This is a genomic window from Bradyrhizobium sp. LTSP849, from assembly GCF_000938255.1.
GTDB lineage: Bacteria > Pseudomonadota > Alphaproteobacteria > Rhizobiales > Xanthobacteraceae > Bradyrhizobium.
The window spans coordinates 288,406-304,965 of the sequence record NZ_JYMR01000004.1 but is presented as its reverse complement, the minus strand read 5'-3'; the positions used below and the strand labels follow the sequence as shown (position 1 = coordinate 304,965).

Below are 16,560 nucleotides of genomic sequence, written 5' to 3'. Positions count from 1 at the left end.
TCAAACCTTCTGCGAGATGCGCAGCGCCTGCGCGAGATCGTCGATGATGTCGCTTGCGGTCTCGATGCCGACCGACAGCCGCACCAGCTCCTCGCCGATGCCGGCGGTTTTGAGCTGCTCGGCGTCCATCTGCTGATGCGTGGTCGAGGCGGGATGGATCACCAGCGTCTTGGCGTCGCCGACATTGGCGAGATGGCTGATCATGCGTAGCGATTCGATGAACTTGCGCCCCGCAGGCCGTCCGCCCTTGATGCCGAAGGAGACGATCGAGCCGGCGCCGCGCGGCAGCAATGTCTTTGCGAGCTGATAGTCGGGGTGGTCCTCGAGCGAGGGATGCAGAACCCAGTCGACGGCCTTGTTGGCCTTGAGCGCCTCCAGCACGAGGTGCGTGTTCTGCATGTGACGGTCCATGCGCACACCCAACGTCTCAACACCCTGCAAGAGCTGAAACGCGTTGGTCGGCGACAGGCAGGCGCCGAAATCGCGCAGGCCTTCGGTGCGCGCGCGCATGATGAAGGCCGCGGTGCCGAACTGTTCGTCGAAGACGATGCCGTGATAGCCGCCATAGGGCTCGGTCAGCACACCAAACTTGCCGGAGTCGCGCCAGTCGAAACGGCCGCCATCGACGATGGCGCCGCCGATGGCGATGCCATGGCCGCCGATCCATTTGGTCGCCGAATGCATGACGATGTCGGCCCCCAGCTCGATCGGTCGGCTGAGATAGGGCGTGGCAAAAGTGTTGTCGATCAGCAGCGGAATTTTTGCGTCATGCGCGATCGCCGCGACCTTCGGGATATCGAGCACTTCGAGGCCGGGATTGCCGATGGTCTCGCCGATCACCAGCCGCGTGTTCGGCTTGATCGCCGCGCGGAACGCATCGATATCGCGCAGCTTCACAAACGTCGTGGTGATGCCGAACCGCGGCAGCGTGTGCACCAGCAAATTGATGGTGCCGCCATAAAGCGAACTCGACGCCACGATGTGGTCGCCGGCATTCAAGAGCGTTGCGATGGCGAGATGCAGCGCGGCCATGCCGCTCGCGGTGCAGATCGCACCGACGCCGCCTTCCAGCGCCGCGAGCCGCTCCTCAAGCACGCCGGTGGTCGGATTGGAGATGCGCGTGTAGATGTGTCCGGCGCGCTCCAGATTGAACAGCGCAGCCGCGTGATCGGAATCCTGGAACACGTAGGACGTGGTCTGGTAGATAGGCACCGCGCGGGCGCCGGTCGCGGGATCCGGATGCTGGCCCGCATGCAGGCTCAGGGTCTCGAAAGCAGGCGGTTTGGGTGCGGGCATGCTTGGCCTCGTTGGTCGGTCGGCGATGGCGGCCCTTTTGCCACAAAACGACGCGCCAAGTCAGCCCATTGACAGCGCTGTGTGACAGGTCGCAGCGCTAGGCAGGACGGTCGTGGATCGCCTGCTCAATGGTCCGCGCTTCCCGCAGCAAAATCTCCGCGACCTCCTGCTCGCGGCGCGGGCCGAGCCTCGTCCGAACGGACGACACTGTCATCGCCGCCGCGGGGTGTCCGTCCGGCGTCTTGATCCAGGTCGAGATCGATTTCGTGCCCTGCACGAGGCCGATCTCCCGCATGCCGTACCCGCGCCGCCGCGCCGCGGTGACCTGGCCGAGCACGGTCGCAGTATCGGTCCGGTAGGCCTCGAACCGCTTCTCATTGGCTGCGACGATTTTTCGCGCGTCAGGCGCCGGCATCGCGGCCAGGATGGCGACGCCTGCGCTGCTGACGCCGAGCGGGCGGCGTGCACCGACCTCGATCGACAGCACCTGGATCGGAAAAGCGCCGATCCTGCGGTCGACGCACAACGTGTCGTTGCCGGTCCGCACCGTCAAAAACAGCGTGTCGCCGATCTCGGCGGAGGCGCGCCGCAGCGAAGGACCTGCGGCGACCAGCAGCGGCGAGGGCCGCGGGCGCGCGAGTGCCAGCTCCGGCACCTGGTTGCCGATTGCGTACCGGCCAGTTTTATCGTGCCGTTCGACGATGCCTTCCTCGATCAGCACGTGAACGATGCGATGTACCGTCGGGCGGGTGAGGCCGGTCGCCTGCACGACCTCGGCCAGCGGCACGCCGTCTTCGCGGCCTGCGGCAAGAATACGCAGCACCGACAGGGCGCGCCGGATTGCCTGCGCGCCCTGTCGCGGTTCTGTCATGCCGCGGGCGGTTATCGAGGATGGTCTCTTGTCCATAATATGGACAAGAACGCCACAATTCCCTCGACAGGTAAAGCGCGCATCCGAAGATTGCGGCCCGATCGGAGCGCCGCGGGCGGCGCCGGTGAGCAACAAGAACAGGGCGGGCCGGATCCGCCTGCGGGAGGTTGAGATGAGATCGCTCTGGATAGTTCTGGCTGCTGTTGCTGCAATGCTGGCCGGGCCGGCGGCGGGCCAGCAATGGCCGGCGCGCAGCGTCAAGCTGCTCGTGCCCTATCCGGCCGGCGGCAATGTCGACAGCGCGGCGCGCATCATCGCCGACAAGCTCCAGGAAAAGCTTGGCCAGCCCTTCATCATCGAGAACAAGGCCGGCGCCGGCGGCATGATCGCGGGCGAGGCCTTCGCGAAATCGCCCGCCGACGGCTACACCCTGTTCGTCGGTGCCAACGGTCCGGTGCTGTTCGCGACCGAAATCAACAAGCGCGACGCCTATAGCTGGAAGAAGGATTTCCTGCCGATCTCGACCATTTCGATGACGCCGCTGGTGCTTGAGGTCCATCCCTCGGTGCAGGCCACGACGCTGAAGGAATTTTTGGATCTCGCCAAGCGCGAGCCCGGCAAGCTGACCATGGCTTCGCCCGGTCCCGGCACCACCAATCATCTGCTCAGCGAATTGATGCAGTCGACGCTCGGCCTGCAATGGGTCACGGCGCATTACCGCGGCAATGCACCCGCGACCAACGATCTGCTCGGCGGGCAGGTGCAATTCGCATTCGACCAGCTCTCGGTCAGCCTGCAATACATCAAGAGCGGCCTGTTCCGCGCGCTGGCCGTGACCAGCCCGCATCGGCTGAACGCGCTGCCGGACGTACCGACCTTCGTCGAGCTTGGTTACAAGGATTTCGACGCCCAGACCTTTACCGGCCTGTTCGCGCCCGCGGGCACGCCGGCGCCGATCGTCGACAGACTGCACGAGACGCTGGTGGCGATCCTGAAAGACCCCGCCGTGGTTGACAAGTTCGACAAGCTCGGCGCCGAAGCAGTGCCGATGACGCCGGCCGAGTTCACGGCCTATCTCGAGCGTGAGGACGCCAAATGGATTCCGATTGTGCGCAAGGCCAACATCAGGGCTGACTGAGCGATGCAGATCGACCCCACCGAGCTCGGCGCGGAGCGCATCTACCGATTGATGACCGGCATTGTGGTGCCGCGTCCGATTGCCTGGGTGACGAGCCTGTCGCGGAGCGGCGTGCTCAACCTCGCCCCCTTCAGCGCCTTCACCTTCGTCTCGCAGAAGCCGCCAATGCTCGCCATCAGCGTCGGCCGCAAGGGCGCCGATTACAAGGACACCGCGCACAACATCCTCGATACCGAGGAATATGTGATTCACATCGCCGATACCCCGCTGATGTCTGCGGTGCATGACAGCTCCGTGGAGCATCCGCCCGAAATCAGTGAGGTCGCGGAGCTCGGCCTCGAGACGCTCGCCAGCGAGCGCATCAAGGTGCGCCGGCTTGCGGCCGCACCCGTCGCGATGGAGTGCCGCTTCCGGCAGTGCCTCGAGTTTGGCGACGCCCGCAGCCGGCTCATCGTCGGTGAGGTCGTGATGTTCCACATCCGCGACGGTCTCGTGACCAACGGCAAGGTCGAGACCTCGGCGCTCGACCCGATCGCGCGCATCGGCGGCCCGCGTTACGCCCGCCTCGGCGAGATCGTGACGCTTGGCGCCGTGTTCCAGACCCCGAAATCGACCGACTGAGCGCACCGGCCGCGCCGCCTGACGACCATTGGAGTGAACGACAATGCGCTTGCTGAGCTATCTCTTGGACGGAGAACCGCGTTACGGCGCGACGATCGACGGCGGTGTCGTCGATCTGACAAAGCGGATCGGCCACGATTTTTCCGACGTGAAGGCGCTGATCGCGGCCAACGCGCTCGCCGATGCGCAGCAAGCGGTGGCCGGCCAAAAGCCGGACTACGCGCTCAGGGATCTCGTCCTGCTTCCGCCGGTGCTGGCGCCGGAAAAGCTCTGGTGCATCGGCGTCAACTACGCCGAGCGTAACGCCGAATATAAGGACAGCTCGGACCTGCCCAAATATCCGAGCCTGTTCGTGCGCAGCATGTCGTCGATGACAGGCTCCGGCCAGCCGCTCGAGAAGCCGAAAGTGTCGGAGCAGCTCGATTACGAGGGCGAGCTCGTCATCGTGATCGGCCAGGGCGGCCGGCACATCCCGCGCGACAAGGCCTTCGCGCACATCTTCGGCATGACGTTGTGCAACGAAGGCACGGTGCGGGACTGGTTGCGCCACGGCAAGTTCAACGTCACGCAGGGCAAGAATTTCGATCGCTCCGGCAGCATCGGTCCCTGGATCGTCACCGCGGACGAACTGGATCCGCGCGGGCCCCATGACATCATCACGCGCGTCAACGGCGAGGTGCGGCAGCAGGACACAACCGAGCGGTTGATGTTCCCGTTCGACTTTCTGATCTCGTATCTCTCCACATTCGCCACGTTGAAGCCCGGCGACATGATCGTGACGGGGACGCCGACCGGAGCTGGTGCCCGCTTCGACCCGCCGCGCTGGCTCAAGGTGGGCGACGTCGTCGAGGTCGAATCGAGCCGCATCGGCGTGCTCAGCAACACCGTGGCTGCGGAGCAATAGGCCATGCTGGATACTGCCACGATCGAACGCCTTGCCGCGCGCCTGGATGAAGCCGAGCGCAGCAAGGTGCTGATCCCGATGTTCTCGAAAGAATATCCCGATTTCGCCATCGAGGATGCCTACGCGATCCAGCGCGCCTGGACCAAGCTCCAGCTTGGCCGCGGCCGCGTCATCAAGGGCCACAAGATCGGCCTGACCTCGAAGGCGATGCAGAACGCAGTCGGCATCGCTGAGCCCGATTACGGCGTGCTGTTCGCCGACATGTTCTACGCTGACGCCACGCCCATTCCGTTCGACCGTTTCCACGCGCCGCGGATCGAGGTCGAGCTCGCCTTCGTGCTGAAGGCGCCGCTACGCGGGCCGGATTGCACCATCTTCGACGTGCTCAACGCCACCGACTATGTGACGCCGGCGCTCGAAATTCTGGAGACGCGGATGCATCGCGTCGATCCGGAGACTGGCAAGACCCGCAAGGTTATGGACACGATCTCGGACAACGCGGCCAATGCCGCGCTGGTGTTGGGCGGCCGCCCGTTCCGCCCAATGGATGCGGATCTTCGCTGGATCGGTGCGCTCTTGTTCCGCAACGGCGAGGTCGAGGAGACCGGGCTTGCAGCCGGCGTACTCAATCATCCCGCCAACGGCATCGCCTGGCTCGCCAATCGGCTGGCGCCGCATGACGAGCATCTCGCGGCCGGCGAGGTCGTGCTGGCCGGATCGTTCACGCGTCCGGTCGACATCCGCCGCGGCGACACGTTTCATGCCGACTATGGCACGTTCGGCTCGGTGTCGTGCCAGTTCGTCTGAACCAATAAGAGAGAGGGAGCGCACCATGACGGATCAACCGCGGCGCAAGAGCATTCATATCGGCGGCTTCAAGCACGCCAATCCGATTCCGAACGCCTGTCGCATCGGCAATCTGGTGATGTCCGGCGTCATCCTCGGCCGCGATGGTGCGACCGGCGCGATGCCGGAGAGCCTCGACGCCCAATGCGCCAACATGTTCGCGCATATGAAGGCGACGGTGGAGGCCGCCGGCGGCTCGACCGATGACATCATCAAGATGACGGTGTGGCTGAAGGACCGCACACAGCGCGGACCGGTGAATGTCGAATGGCTCAAGATGTTTCCGGACGAGCATTCGCGCCCGGCGCGCCATGCGCTGCCGATGGACAACATGGATGGCGGTGCGCTGGTGCAGTGCGATTTCACCGCTGTGATCGACTGAAGGAGCATTTTGCATGCCGACCTATCTGCCGTTCGACCCCAACCCGCGCCGTCCAATCAAGGCGCCGCCGCCGAAGACCGTCGACAGCCAGTTTCATGTGCTGGGACCGCTGGACAAATATCCGATCCGCCCCGGCGCGGCCTACCAGATGCCGAGCGCGACCTGGGAAGCGGCGCTCCGCGTGCACAAGACGCTCGGCATCGAGCGCGGCATCATCGTGCAGACCACGACCTATGGCGCCGACCATTCCGTTGTGCTCGATGCTCTTGCGGCGATGGGCCCCAACTATCGCGGTTGCGCCAACGCGCTGGTGTTCGCGGAGGCGAATGACACTTATCTTGCGAAGCTGCATGACGCGGGCGTCCGCGGCGCCCGCTTCAGCTTCCGTCAGGAGCTCGGCGCCGTGCTGTCGGATCAGGATTTCGCCCGAGCCATCGCGCGAATCCGCGAGCTCGGCTGGTACGCAAAAATCCAGCCCGAAAAGGACGGCATCGTTTCCAGCGTCGCGAAGTACGAGAATCTCGACGTGCCGGTGCTGATCGACCATATGGCGCGACCCGAACCCTGGCGCGGCAAGGATGATCCGAACCTGCGAAAAATGCTCGAGCTGCTCGCCAAGGGCAATTTCTGGGTGATGCTGTCGCTCGGCGAGAAGACCTCGCAGGCCGGGCCCCCCTATGACGACGTGATCCCGATCGCGCGGACCTATATCGAGGCAGCAATCGACCGCTGCGTCTGGGCCAGCGACTGGCCGCATCCGGTCTCCGTGAAGCAGCCGCCCAACGATGCCGACCTGCTCGAGCTGATGTTCCGCTACGCGCCGGACCAGGCCGAGCTAGAGAAGATCCTCGTGCACAATCCGGCAAAGTTGTTCGGGTTTTCGGATTAGTAAGGCCTCGCCGTGATGAGGCTGCTAGCTCCGTCATCCTGAGGTGCTCGCGTAGCGAGCCTCGAAGGATGGACGGCCCCGATGCAGCCGGGCTGTCGCGCTTCGAGGCCTCCGCTTCGCTTCGGCGCCTTCAGCGACAATGGCTTTGCCATTGCGCGGAGGTGATGGTGATGGAGTAGCACTCGCGGCCCACATCATAGTGACGGGGCCGTCGCATTAACCTCTCGGTAACACCGGAGGCGCCGCGCGGCGCATTCGTGGCGTAACTGAGTTCTTAACGAATTGCCTCTAGTTTGCGCATTCCCACCTCGTGATGGCCTGCTGCCCGATTCTGTGGGCGCGGCGCCCAGCAACATCGAAGAGGCAGAATGCCGGCTCTCAAGAACCTGGTTTCCCTTCGCTCGATCGGCGCCAAGCTCGCGATCATGACATTGGTCGGTGCGATCTGCATGGCGCTGGTCGCCTCCACCGTGCTGTGGATCGCGCGCAACCAGCTCGTCACCGAGCGGATCGAGAAGGCGCATGCCGCCGTCGATATCGTCTGGAACCTGGCCGACGGTTACTACAAGGCCTTCAAGGCCGGCCAGATGACGGAGGAGGAGGCCAAGAAGCGCTTCCTCGAAGCCAATAATTACGTCTGGTACGAAGACCACAGCAACTACGCCTACATCTACGACTACGAGACCGGGCTGTGCGTCTCCAACCCAGGCATTCCCCAATTCGTCGGCAAGGACATGCGTCCGAACAAGGATGCCAACGGCATGCTGTTCGCGGTCGCGCTGATGGATATGGCGAAGAAGGGCCAGGGCACGTTGCGCTACGCTTTCCGCCGCAGCGGCTCGGATCCCACCCCGCTCGACAAGGTTGCCTTCACGCGCGGTTTCGCGCCGTGGAACCTGATGATCGGCTCGGCCGAATACATGGCGGAGGTCGACAACTCCTTCTGGTCGATGGTGCAGACCGCGTCCGTCGTTATCGCCGTGCTGATGCTGATTTCGATCATGATTGCCTGGGCCGTTGGCCGTAGCGTGGTCAAGCCGCTCATGGGCCTGAAGGAGCGCATGGCCTCGCTCAGCGCCGGCCAACTTGATGCGCCCGTCGCCCATGCTGATCGCCGCGACGAGATCGGCGAGATGGCGCGCACCGTCCAGGTGTTCCGCGACGCCATGTTAGAGACGAACCGCATGCGCGAGCAGCAGGCGATCACCGAACTGCGCCAGGTCGAAACGCGCAAGGTCGACATGAACCGGCTTGCCGATCAGTTCGAGCACGAGGTCGGCGAGATCATCGAGTTGGTGTCGGTTGCCGCCGGCCAGCTCGAAACGTCGTCGACGACGCTCTCCAAGACGGCCGACACCGTCGCGCAGGTCTCTGGCCGCGCCTCCACGGCGTCGAACGAGGCGTCGGCGAACGTGCATTCGGTGGCGGCCGCGAGCGAGGAACTCGCATCCTCAATTGGCGAGATCAGCCGCCAGGTCGAGACCTCGGCGCGGATTGCGGGCGAGGCTGTCAGCCAGGCACAGAAGACCGACTCGCGTATGAGCCAGCTGTCGCAGGCCGCCAGCCGGATCGGCGATGTCGTCGATCTCATCCAGACCATCGCCGGCCAGACCAATCTATTGGCCCTGAACGCGACCATCGAGGCCGCGCGCGCCGGCGAGGCGGGCCGCGGCTTTGCCGTGGTGGCGTCCGAGGTGAAGACGCTCGCCGAACAGACCGCCAAGGCGACCGACGAGATCAGCCAGCAGATCTCCGACATCCAGTCGGCAACCAAGGATTCGGTTGCGTCGATCAAGGAGATCGGCGCGACGATCGGGCGGATCTCGGAGATCGCGGCTGCGATCTCGACCTCGGTCGGGCAACAGGGCTCCGCCACGCAGGAGATCTCCCGCAACGTGCAGCGCGCCGCCGAAGGCACCTCGCAGGTCGGGACCAGCATCGCCGACGTTCAGCGCGGCGCAGCGGAAACCGGCGGTGCCTCGGCCCAGGTGCAGTCGGCCGCGCAGTCGCTCGCCAATGAAAGCATCCGCCTGAAGCGCGGCGTCGCCAACTTCATGAACTCGATCAGGGCGGCGTAGAGCATGATCCGGAAAAGTGTGCAGCGGTTTTCCGAAAAGATCATGCTCAAACAATAAGGCGCTGGCGTCGCGCCCGTCCGCCGGCGTCTATGACAAGCCGCGCATGAGCCAGATCACCGCGACCAGGTTCAGGAGTGCGGTTCCGGCGGGGCCGAAGGTTTTCATGCGATCATGGATCGTCAGTCCGACGAGGGCGTCGCATCCTTGAACGATGATCATGCTCCAAGCCATGGCCAGGAGCCATTGCGCCGATCCGGTTAGAAGAGGGATCACGCTTGCGATCGCGAGGGCTATGCTGCGGGCGCAGGCGTAGAGCGCCATGGTGCGAGCATTGCCGATTGCGCCCAAGGCTGCCGCCAGCGAAAATCCGAGGCTTATGATCGCGCTGATCAGCGTCACCAATGCGCAGAAAATGAACGGTAAGGTCATTCGCGAAATCCCGTCGTTGCGTGTTCTGACTCCCCAGTTATCACGCGCGGATCATGCGGCAGTAGTCCACAGCCTGTCACGCACTTCGGCCGCGACCTCGAACGAGCGCAGCCGCGCGGCGTGATCGTAGATCTGTCCTGTCGTCATCAGCTCGTCCGCGGCGGTGTCGGCGATCAGCGCCTTCAGTCCGCGCTCGATGAAGTCGGGCGCGCCGACCACGGAGCAGGACAGCGACTGGCCGACCATGGCCTTCTCCGCCGGCGACCATAGCGCGTCCATGTCATCGACCGGCGGCGGCAAGGGGCCGGGCGTGCCGCGGCGCAGATTGATGAACTGCTGCTGGAGCGAGGTGAACATGCGCTGCGCCTCGACATCGCTGTCCGCGGCGAACACGTTGACGCCGACCATCGCGTAGGGCTTGTCGAGCTGCACTGAGGGCTCGAAGCGCGCCCGGTACTCGCGCAGCGCGGGCATCATCATCGCTGGTGCGAAATGCGAGGCGAATGCGAAGGGCAGGCCGAGCATGGCCGCGAGCTGTGCGCCGAACATGCTGGAGCCGAGGATCCACAGCGGTACCTTCAGCCCCATGCCGGGCACGGCGCGGATCGCCTGGTTCGGCTGTACGTCGCCGAACAGCGCCTGCAATTCCAGCACGTCATGCGGAAAATTCTCGGACGTGGTGGCGAGATCGCGCCGCAGCGCCCGCGCGGTGAGCTGGTCGGTGCCCGGCGCCCGTCCGAGCCCGAGGTCGATCCGTCCGGGATAGAGCGATTCCAGCGTGCCGAACTGCTCGGCGATGATCAGCGGCGAATGGTTCGGCAGCATCACGCCGCCGGAGCCGACGCGGATCGTCTTGGTGCCGCCCGCGACATGCCCGATCACGACCGACGTCGCGGCACTCGCAATCCCCGTCATGTTGTGATGCTCGGCCAGCCAGAATCGCTTGAAGCCCCAGGCTTCGGCATGCTGGGCGAGATCAAGCGAATTGCGAAACGCCTGCGCCGCATCGCCACCCCTTCGGATGGGAGCGAGGTCGAGCACGGAGAAGGGGATCATGCGATGGATACCGGATGGGGCGCGAGCTGCGCCGGAGCCTCACATATAGGGACCTCAGCCCAGCCTGTGAGGGCGCCGACGCCGCTTTCGACGCCTAGCGCGGGCATTGCTGGTATGCCAATGTAGTGTCGTGCCAAACCCGCCGGAGGTCAGCATGCGAGCGAACATCACGAACATAGTGGGAGCACTTTGCGCCATCGCAATGGTCGCGAGCGCACACGCTGCGGTCAAGGAAGAGCCGGTCACCTACACAGACGGCGAGACCACGATGAAGGGCTTCGTTGTCTATGACGATGCGACCCAGGCCAAGCGGCCCGGCATCGTCATGGTGCACGAATGGTGGGGCATCACCCCGCATATTCATAATGAGGCGCGCAAGTTCGCGGAGCAGGGCTACACAGCCTTCATTGCCGACATGTACGGCGACGCCAAGAGCGCCGACAACCCGAAGGACGCCGGCGCGCTCTCGGGATCGGTGATGAAGAACCCGAAAGCGATGGAGTCCCGCTTCAACGCAGCGCGCGCAGAACTCGCCAAGCAGGCCTCGGTCAATCCGCAAGCGATCGGCGCCGTCGGTTACTGCTTCGGCGGCGCGGTGGTGCTGAACATGGCGCGCAGCGGGGCTGATCTCGCCGCCGTTGCGGGCTTTCACGCTTCCCTTGGTCTCAACACGCCCGCGCCTGAGCCGGGAACCGTCAAGGCGAAAATCCTCATTCTCAATGGCGCGGACGACCCGTTCGTGAAGCGCGAGCAGTACGATGCGCTCAAGAAGGATTTCGACGCAGCGAAGGCCGATTATCGGATCATCGAATATCCCGGCGCCGTGCACGCGTTCACGAACCCCGAGGCCACCGAGCTCGGCAAGAAGTTTAACCTGCCGCTCAGATACGACGAGAAGGCCGATAAGGAATCAAAGGCCGAAGCAGCCAAGCTCTTCGCCGCAACCCTGAAGAAATGAGCAAAAAGGCCACCGACACGGTGGCCCCTTTTCCATCTGGTGCTGCCTTAGCGCGTAGGATCGGTTTCGCTTCGCTCGACCCGTCCTGCGAGCTGGTCACTGTCGCGCAATGCTCTCTCCGCGCAACGTCCCGCGCTTTCGCCGCATCCATAGGTCGGCCATGACTTTGATGGCCGCAGCCAGGACCAGCGCGCAAAGCGCCGCCTTCGACACCGTCTCCATCGTCCCTTCGATCAGCAGGCAATGGACCACGCTGCCTGCGACGATGACGATCGCGAGGGGGATATGCACCATGCGCCACGTCCGCAGCCGCAGTCCCAATCGCCGGCGCAGCGCAGCCAGAAGCGCGACAGTAAAAATGGCCCACATCGCGATCACGCCAAAGGGGGAGAACGGCGTCGGCGATGAGAACAGCAGGGCGTCGATCATGTCAGGCGGACTGGTGATCCAGAGGCCGGCGACATGGATCACCACCGCCACCACCAGCGCGCCCCCGATCCAGTGATGCGCGCGCCGTCCCCGATAAGCCGACAGCGGGGTCAAGTATCCGCCGATCAGCAGAGGCTGGACCAGCACGAGACCCAGCGCGATCATCCCTGCGAATCCGGCCAGGATGTAGACCGGACCGCGCCATGCGAGCAGCGGGCTCATCGCTGCGGCGGCGATCGGAACGCCAACGGCTGCCGCAAGGGCAACCCAGATCAGGGCCACCCGGGCCGATCTCCATTCCTTCATTTGCAACGCGGTCAGGCCGCCTGAAGGACGAAGTGTGCCTCCAGGCTCGTTTCCTTCGCGCTGCGCATCACCGGCCGCAGAAACACGGTTTTGAATTCACCGCTGTCATAGGCGAGGTGACCATGCGGCTGGCCGAAGATGGGAATGATCTGCGGCATCTCGAGCCGGAACGCCCCGTCCTTGTCGGTGAGCGTGGCGCCATGGCTCTGCGGCTCGTGCTCCTGCCCTTCGACGGTGTGCGCCCAAATCTGGATGCGTTGGCCGGCCAGCGGAGCCCCGTCGCCCGCACGGCGCACGGACCCGCTCATCCAGAAGCCGCCCTTGCCGATCCGGTCCACGATCGGCGCGCCCTTGCGGTAGTTGTTCGCCCCGCCCGACATCGAATCGGTCGGCGCGACGCCTTCCGCGCGCGCGGGCAACAGGAGCCCGGAAACGCCGGCTGCAAAAACCCCGGTTACGAAGACGGAGCCGGCGAGGAGGGTGCGGCGGTTGAAGACGACCGTAGTCATGTCAATTCCTCCTGGCGACCGTGCAGTGGCTCCGCCAAGGATACAACAACGCGCGCGAGCCGCCCAGTGGCGGCAAGGCGCGCGACAGGTCGCAATAACAGTGTTGTGAACGGCTGTGCCGACTGCCAAACCGCAGGCTCGGTCGCGCAATGATGGCCGTCAGCGATGAGCTGGAGCGGCCCACGGAGGAGGGACGATGGCGGCGGCGTTGAGCGGACCTTCAAAGCGAAATCGAATTGAACCTGAAGGCCATTCCGGATGTCTATTAACTGCCGGCCTTGTGCGTCGCCTGGAGCGATGAATGCCGGTGGTCTTTTGGCCCGAGCGCACGAGGGAAGCTGTGATGCGAGGATATTCGCAAAAACACCGTTATGCGCTGGCCTTGCTCGCGATCGTCCTCGGCCTGACGGCTGCTCCGGCATTCGCACAGCAGGACGATCTCAACGCGATGCGCGCCAATACCGACAAGCTGCGCCTCGAGCGAAAGTATGATGAAGCGCTGGCCGAAGCCCGGAAATACGAGGCTGCGATCAAGGAGAGATACGGCGTCGACGACTTCTACTATGGTGTGGCTCTGGTCAAAATCGCCAACGTCTATGCGGCTCAAGGGAAGTTCCAGGACGCGCTCGATCTGCTGACGCGCGCAGTCGCGATCCAGGAAAAGGATCCCGACCGCGATCCCGTCGAGTTCGCGAAGTCGCTCAACAATATCGGCAACTCCCAGAGAGCCAACGGCGACCTCGCCAAGGCGGAAAGCTATCTGCAGCGCGCCCTTGCCATCAACGAAAAGGCGCTCGGACCAGGCGACGCCCTGGTTGCGCTCAATCTGAACAATCTCGGCGTTGTCTATCGCAATCAAAAGAAATTCGACCTCGCCGAGGACAACTTTCAGAAGGCGTTGTCCATCCGCATGCAGGCGCTCGGGCCTGACGACGTCGCGGTTGCGAGTACCACCAGCAACCTGGCGTCGCTGTATCAAGCCCAGAAGAGATACAAGGAGGCGGAGGACCTGTACCAGCAGACGCTGGCGATCTACGAGAAAGCATCCGATCCGCGGAATGTCGCGCGAACGTCGATGCGCTTTGCCGGGCTGTATACCGACCAGGGCAAATATCCTTCAGCCGAAAAGCTCCTACTCAAGGCCATCGCGGCCGATCGGGAGATGGGCGGCGCCGATGGCCTCGAGTTGTCCGACGGGCTGTTCCGATTGGCCGGAAACTATCGCACTCAAGGCAAGAACGCTCAGGCTGAAGCGCTCTACCAGCAAGCCCTGTCGATCGCCGAAAAATCCGCCGGGCCGGACAGCCCGAAGGTTGCGGATATCCTGTCGGGGCTGCTCATGGAGTATATGGCGACGCAGCGCTGGCGTGAAGCCGTGGGGGTCGCCGAACGCGCACTCGCGATCCGTCAGCAGGCATCCGGCCCGAACTCCGTTGCATTGGCCAATGCGCTCTCCGACCTCGGAATGATCTATTCCATGACCGGCCGCACCAAGGACGCTCACGCGCCGATGGATCAGGCGTTGGACATCTACGAAAACTCTGTGGGCAAGGATAGTCCTGCGGTCGCAAGCGTGCTCACCCGGATCGGAAATCTGTATCTGTTCGAACAGAACTACGGACCGTCTGCCGCTGTCCTGGAGCGCGCGCTCGCGATCTACGATGCCAAAAGCAGCAATCCGCTGCTCGCTGCCTGGCCTCTCGATCGATTGACGATCGTGAAGCAGCGGCAGAAGGACTACCCGGCTGCGCTTGCGCTTGCCGAACGCAGGATCAGCCTCCACGAAAAGATGCTCGGACCATCAAACTTCATGGTGGTGAGCGATCTCAGATCCGCCTCGGACGCCGAGGTCTCGCTCGGCGATCTCGACAAGGCCACCCAATATTCGCGGAGGGCGGTCGCTGTCGCGTCCGACTATCTCGCGCAGCAGGACGATACCACGTTGCAGGCGACGGAGGACAACGGGAGGCTGGCCGACATGCAAGCGGCTGTGTTCCAGTTGAATGTCGCCAATCTGTCGGGCCTTGCCGACAAGGATTCGAAATCTGCGGCCGCGTTCGGAAGCGAGGCTTTTCGTTCCGCGCAATGGAGCTCGCAGTCTTCCGCGGCTGCTGCGATCCAGCGGATGGGCAACCGCTTTGCCGCTGGCAACGGCGCCATCGCCGATCTCGTGCGGCAGAACCAGGACCTCCTGCATGCCTGGAGCGACAAGAACAAGGCGCTCAGCACCGCCACCGGGGTCAAGGACGATGCCGGAGCGGACAACAGCGAAACGCTGCGCAAGCAGATGAGCGATATCGAACGCAAGCTCGCCGACGTTCGCGGCAGGCTCGATACGCAATATCCGGAATATGCAGCACTGTCGCGGCCGCGGCCGACGACATTGGAAGAAACGCAAAAACTGCTTGGACCGGACGAGGCCATGGTTTTCTGGCTGGTCGAGAACGACAACACCTACGTCTTTGCCGTCGGGCCTTCGCAGTTCGGCTGGTCCAGAATTGCGGTCAGCAAAACCGCGCTGACGCAGAAGGTCGCGGCCTTTCGAACCGGGCTGGACCTGGACAAGCTGGAGACGATGCCGGCTGGGGCCAAGCCCGAGCTGTTTGATCTTGACGGAGCTTACGCGCTGTACACGACGCTGTTTGGTCCGGTCGCAGATATCATCAAAGGCAAGAAAAAACTCATCCTGGTGCCGACCGGAAATCTGACCGCGGTGCCGTTCCACCTCCTCGTGACGCAGAAGCCGGCGGAGCGGCCGGCGAGCCTCAACGACGCCGCGACGTATCGCAAGGCGGCGTGGCTGCTGCGCAGCTACAGCATTTCGGTGCAGCCATCGGTCTCGAGCATTCGGGTGCTGCGCAGCTTCGCGCGGCAGAGCACCAGCTCCAAACAGCTGATCGGCTTTGGTGATCCGATTTTCGGATCGGAACCGCCGCCTCCCGCGCCTGAGCCGCCGCCGGCGGCCGCGAAGCGGGTTGAAAACGCAAAACCCACGCAGCCGCCGCCCGGCAAAAAGAGCGGCAAGGCAAGGTCGATCGATGCCGTGGGGGCCTACTCGGATTACTGGCATGGCGCTTCGGTCGATCGTTCACTGCTGAGCCGGGCGCTGCCGCGCCTTGAAGACACTGCCGAGGAGCTCTCCGGAATCGCCAAGCGGATGGGCGTGCCGAGCAGCGATCTGCATCTGCGGGCCGATGCCAGCGAGACGACTGTCAAGACCGCCTCGCTGGCCGACTACCGCATCGTCTACTTCGCGACCCATGGCCTTGTCGCCGGCGACGTGCAGGGACTGGGGGAACCGTCGCTCGCGCTCTCGCTTCCCAAACAGGCGACCGATCAGGACGACGGACTGCTGACCGCCAGCGAAATCGCGCAGCTCAAGCTGAACGCGGATTGGGTCGTGCTGTCCGCCTGCAACACCGCGGCTGGCGGCAAGCCGGGCGCCGAGGCTCTGTCCGGCTTGGCGCGCGCTTTCTTCTACGCCGGCGCGCGGGCGCTGTTGGTCTCGCACTGGGCGGTCGCATCCGACGCGGCGACCAAGCTGGCCACGTCGACCTTCGAGGCGATGAAGGCCAATCCGAAGCTTGGACGGTCGGACGCCTTGCGTCAGGCGATGCTGTCCTACATGGACGACGAGTCCGATCCGATGAATGCTTATCCCGCGCTTTGGGGACCGTTCGTCGTCGTCGGCGAGGGTGAGCGAAACTAGAGCATGATCCGGAAAGGCGCGAAGCGGCTTTCCGGGAAGATCATGCTCAATCAACCCCTGAAGCCCCGATGACGGTTCGGCACGATCTGATCGCGCGTTTGATCCACGGGACACCACCCAATTCTTGCCGCAGATGGCG

At 64.1% G+C, this 16,560-nt stretch carries 15 protein-coding genes; 9 read left to right on the top strand and 6 right to left on the bottom strand.

The genetic code is table 11. The features are described from left to right. Both UB31_RS03770 and UB31_RS03765 read right to left on the bottom strand, forming a co-directional pair. Window positions 1-1,296 (bottom strand): O-acetylhomoserine aminocarboxypropyltransferase, encoded by a 1,296-nt coding sequence (locus UB31_RS03770; RefSeq protein WP_045009854.1) that lies wholly within the window; start codon window positions 1,294-1,296, stop codon window positions 1-3. A 97-nt stretch (window positions 1,297-1,393) separates the two neighbouring features. Then, window positions 1,394-2,203 carry an IclR family transcriptional regulator gene (locus tag UB31_RS03765; protein WP_045002350.1) on the bottom strand — a complete coding sequence of 270 codons (810 nt, stop codon included), beginning with the start codon at window positions 2,201-2,203 and terminating at the stop codon, window positions 1,394-1,396. Between the two features lie 136 nt (window positions 2,204-2,339). On the opposite strand from UB31_RS03765, the gene UB31_RS03760 reads away from it, so the two are divergent. The 7 genes from UB31_RS03760 (at window position 2,340) to UB31_RS03730 (ending at window position 9,025) form a co-directional block, all read left to right on the top strand. After that, a complete protein-coding gene (locus tag UB31_RS03760; protein WP_045002595.1) occupies window positions 2,340-3,305 on the top strand; it encodes a Bug family tripartite tricarboxylate transporter substrate binding protein in 966 nt (321 codons plus the stop codon). Window positions 3,306-3,308: 3 nt separating this feature from the next. Then, window positions 3,309-3,926 (top strand): flavin reductase family protein, encoded by a 618-nt coding sequence (locus UB31_RS03755; RefSeq protein ID WP_045002351.1) that lies wholly within the window; start codon window positions 3,309-3,311, stop codon window positions 3,924-3,926. A gap of 43 nt (window positions 3,927-3,969) precedes the next feature. Then, complete coding sequence (locus UB31_RS03750) at window positions 3,970-4,830, top strand: fumarylacetoacetate hydrolase family protein (RefSeq protein WP_045009853.1); 861 nt, start codon at window positions 3,970-3,972, stop codon at window positions 4,828-4,830. Between the two features lie 3 nt (window positions 4,831-4,833). Continuing rightward, the gene (gene hpaH, locus UB31_RS03745) at window positions 4,834-5,637 is read left to right on the top strand and encodes a 2-oxo-hept-4-ene-1,7-dioate hydratase (protein ID WP_045009852.1); all 804 of its coding nucleotides are present in this window, start codon (window positions 4,834-4,836) and stop codon (window positions 5,635-5,637) included. Between the two features lie 25 nt (window positions 5,638-5,662). Beyond that, a complete protein-coding gene (locus UB31_RS03740; RefSeq protein WP_045009851.1) occupies window positions 5,663-6,058 on the top strand; it encodes a RidA family protein in 396 nt (131 codons plus the stop codon). A gap of 13 nt (window positions 6,059-6,071) precedes the next feature. Continuing rightward, window positions 6,072-6,947 carry an amidohydrolase family protein gene (locus tag UB31_RS03735; protein WP_045009850.1) on the top strand — a complete coding sequence of 292 codons (876 nt, stop codon included), beginning with the start codon at window positions 6,072-6,074 and terminating at the stop codon, window positions 6,945-6,947. Between the two features lie 368 nt (window positions 6,948-7,315). Further along, window positions 7,316-9,025, top strand: a complete 1,710-nt coding sequence (locus UB31_RS03730; RefSeq protein ID WP_045009849.1) for a methyl-accepting chemotaxis protein — start codon at window positions 7,316-7,318, stop codon at window positions 9,023-9,025. 87 nt (window positions 9,026-9,112) lie between these two features. Here the strand turns inward: UB31_RS03730 and UB31_RS03725 are convergent, their stop codons facing one another. Both UB31_RS03725 and UB31_RS03720 read right to left on the bottom strand, forming a co-directional pair. Further along, the gene (locus UB31_RS03725) at window positions 9,113-9,424 is read right to left on the bottom strand and encodes a hypothetical protein (RefSeq protein WP_197087158.1); all 312 of its coding nucleotides are present in this window, start codon (window positions 9,422-9,424) and stop codon (window positions 9,113-9,115) included. Window positions 9,425-9,505: 81 nt separating this feature from the next. Further along, window positions 9,506-10,510: an LLM class flavin-dependent oxidoreductase gene (locus UB31_RS03720; RefSeq protein ID WP_045009848.1), complete on the bottom strand. Its 1,005-nt coding sequence runs from the start codon at window positions 10,508-10,510 to the stop codon at window positions 9,506-9,508. A gap of 154 nt (window positions 10,511-10,664) precedes the next feature. Between UB31_RS03720 and UB31_RS03715 the strand changes: the two genes are divergently transcribed. Continuing rightward, the gene (locus UB31_RS03715; protein WP_245305943.1) at window positions 10,665-11,468 is read left to right on the top strand and encodes a dienelactone hydrolase family protein; all 804 of its coding nucleotides are present in this window, start codon (window positions 10,665-10,667) and stop codon (window positions 11,466-11,468) included. A gap of 96 nt (window positions 11,469-11,564) precedes the next feature. On the opposite strand, the gene UB31_RS03710 is transcribed toward UB31_RS03715, so the two are convergent. Together UB31_RS03710 and UB31_RS03705 are read right to left on the bottom strand one after the other, a co-directional pair. Further along, complete coding sequence (locus UB31_RS03710) at window positions 11,565-12,203, bottom strand: ferric reductase-like transmembrane domain-containing protein (RefSeq protein WP_045009846.1); 639 nt, start codon at window positions 12,201-12,203, stop codon at window positions 11,565-11,567. An 11-nt stretch (window positions 12,204-12,214) separates the two neighbouring features. Further along, a complete protein-coding gene (locus UB31_RS03705; RefSeq protein ID WP_045009845.1) occupies window positions 12,215-12,712 on the bottom strand; it encodes a peptidase associated/transthyretin-like domain-containing protein in 498 nt (165 codons plus the stop codon). Window positions 12,713-13,055: 343 nt separating this feature from the next. Here UB31_RS03705 and UB31_RS03700 point away from each other — a divergent pair, with 343 nt between their 5' ends. Next, the gene (locus UB31_RS03700; RefSeq protein WP_050044716.1) at window positions 13,056-16,421 is read left to right on the top strand and encodes a CHAT domain-containing tetratricopeptide repeat protein; all 3,366 of its coding nucleotides are present in this window, start codon (window positions 13,056-13,058) and stop codon (window positions 16,419-16,421) included. Window positions 16,422-16,560 lie beyond the last annotated feature (139 nt).

Excerpts from the sequence above, each read along its gene's own strand:
- UB31_RS03765 (WP_045002350.1), bottom strand. The coding sequence starts at position 2,203 with ATGGACAAGAGACCATCCTCGATAACCGCCCGCGGCATGACAGAACCG.
- UB31_RS03710 (WP_045009846.1), bottom strand. The coding sequence starts at position 12,203 with ATGAAGGAATGGAGATCGGCCCGGGTGGCCCTGATCTGGGTTGCCCTT.
- UB31_RS03750 (WP_045009853.1), top strand. The coding sequence starts at position 3,970 with ATGCGCTTGCTGAGCTATCTCTTGGACGGAGAACCGCGTTACGGCGCG.
- UB31_RS03720 (WP_045009848.1), bottom strand. The coding sequence starts at position 10,510 with ATGATCCCCTTCTCCGTGCTCGACCTCGCTCCCATCCGAAGGGGTGGC.
- UB31_RS03700 (WP_050044716.1), top strand. The coding sequence starts at position 13,056 with ATGCGAGGATATTCGCAAAAACACCGTTATGCGCTGGCCTTGCTCGCG.
- UB31_RS03730 (WP_045009849.1), top strand. The coding sequence starts at position 7,316 with ATGCCGGCTCTCAAGAACCTGGTTTCCCTTCGCTCGATCGGCGCCAAG.
- UB31_RS03760 (WP_045002595.1), top strand. The coding sequence starts at position 2,340 with ATGAGATCGCTCTGGATAGTTCTGGCTGCTGTTGCTGCAATGCTGGCC.
- UB31_RS03705 (WP_045009845.1), bottom strand. The coding sequence starts at position 12,712 with ATGACTACGGTCGTCTTCAACCGCCGCACCCTCCTCGCCGGCTCCGTC.
- UB31_RS03755 (WP_045002351.1), top strand. The coding sequence starts at position 3,309 with ATGCAGATCGACCCCACCGAGCTCGGCGCGGAGCGCATCTACCGATTG.
- UB31_RS03740 (WP_045009851.1), top strand. The coding sequence starts at position 5,663 with ATGACGGATCAACCGCGGCGCAAGAGCATTCATATCGGCGGCTTCAAG.
- UB31_RS03715 (WP_245305943.1), top strand. The coding sequence starts at position 10,665 with ATGCGAGCGAACATCACGAACATAGTGGGAGCACTTTGCGCCATCGCA.
- UB31_RS03770 (WP_045009854.1), bottom strand. The coding sequence starts at position 1,296 with ATGCCCGCACCCAAACCGCCTGCTTTCGAGACCCTGAGCCTGCATGCG.
- hpaH (WP_045009852.1), top strand. The coding sequence starts at position 4,834 with ATGCTGGATACTGCCACGATCGAACGCCTTGCCGCGCGCCTGGATGAA.
- UB31_RS03735 (WP_045009850.1), top strand. The coding sequence starts at position 6,072 with ATGCCGACCTATCTGCCGTTCGACCCCAACCCGCGCCGTCCAATCAAG.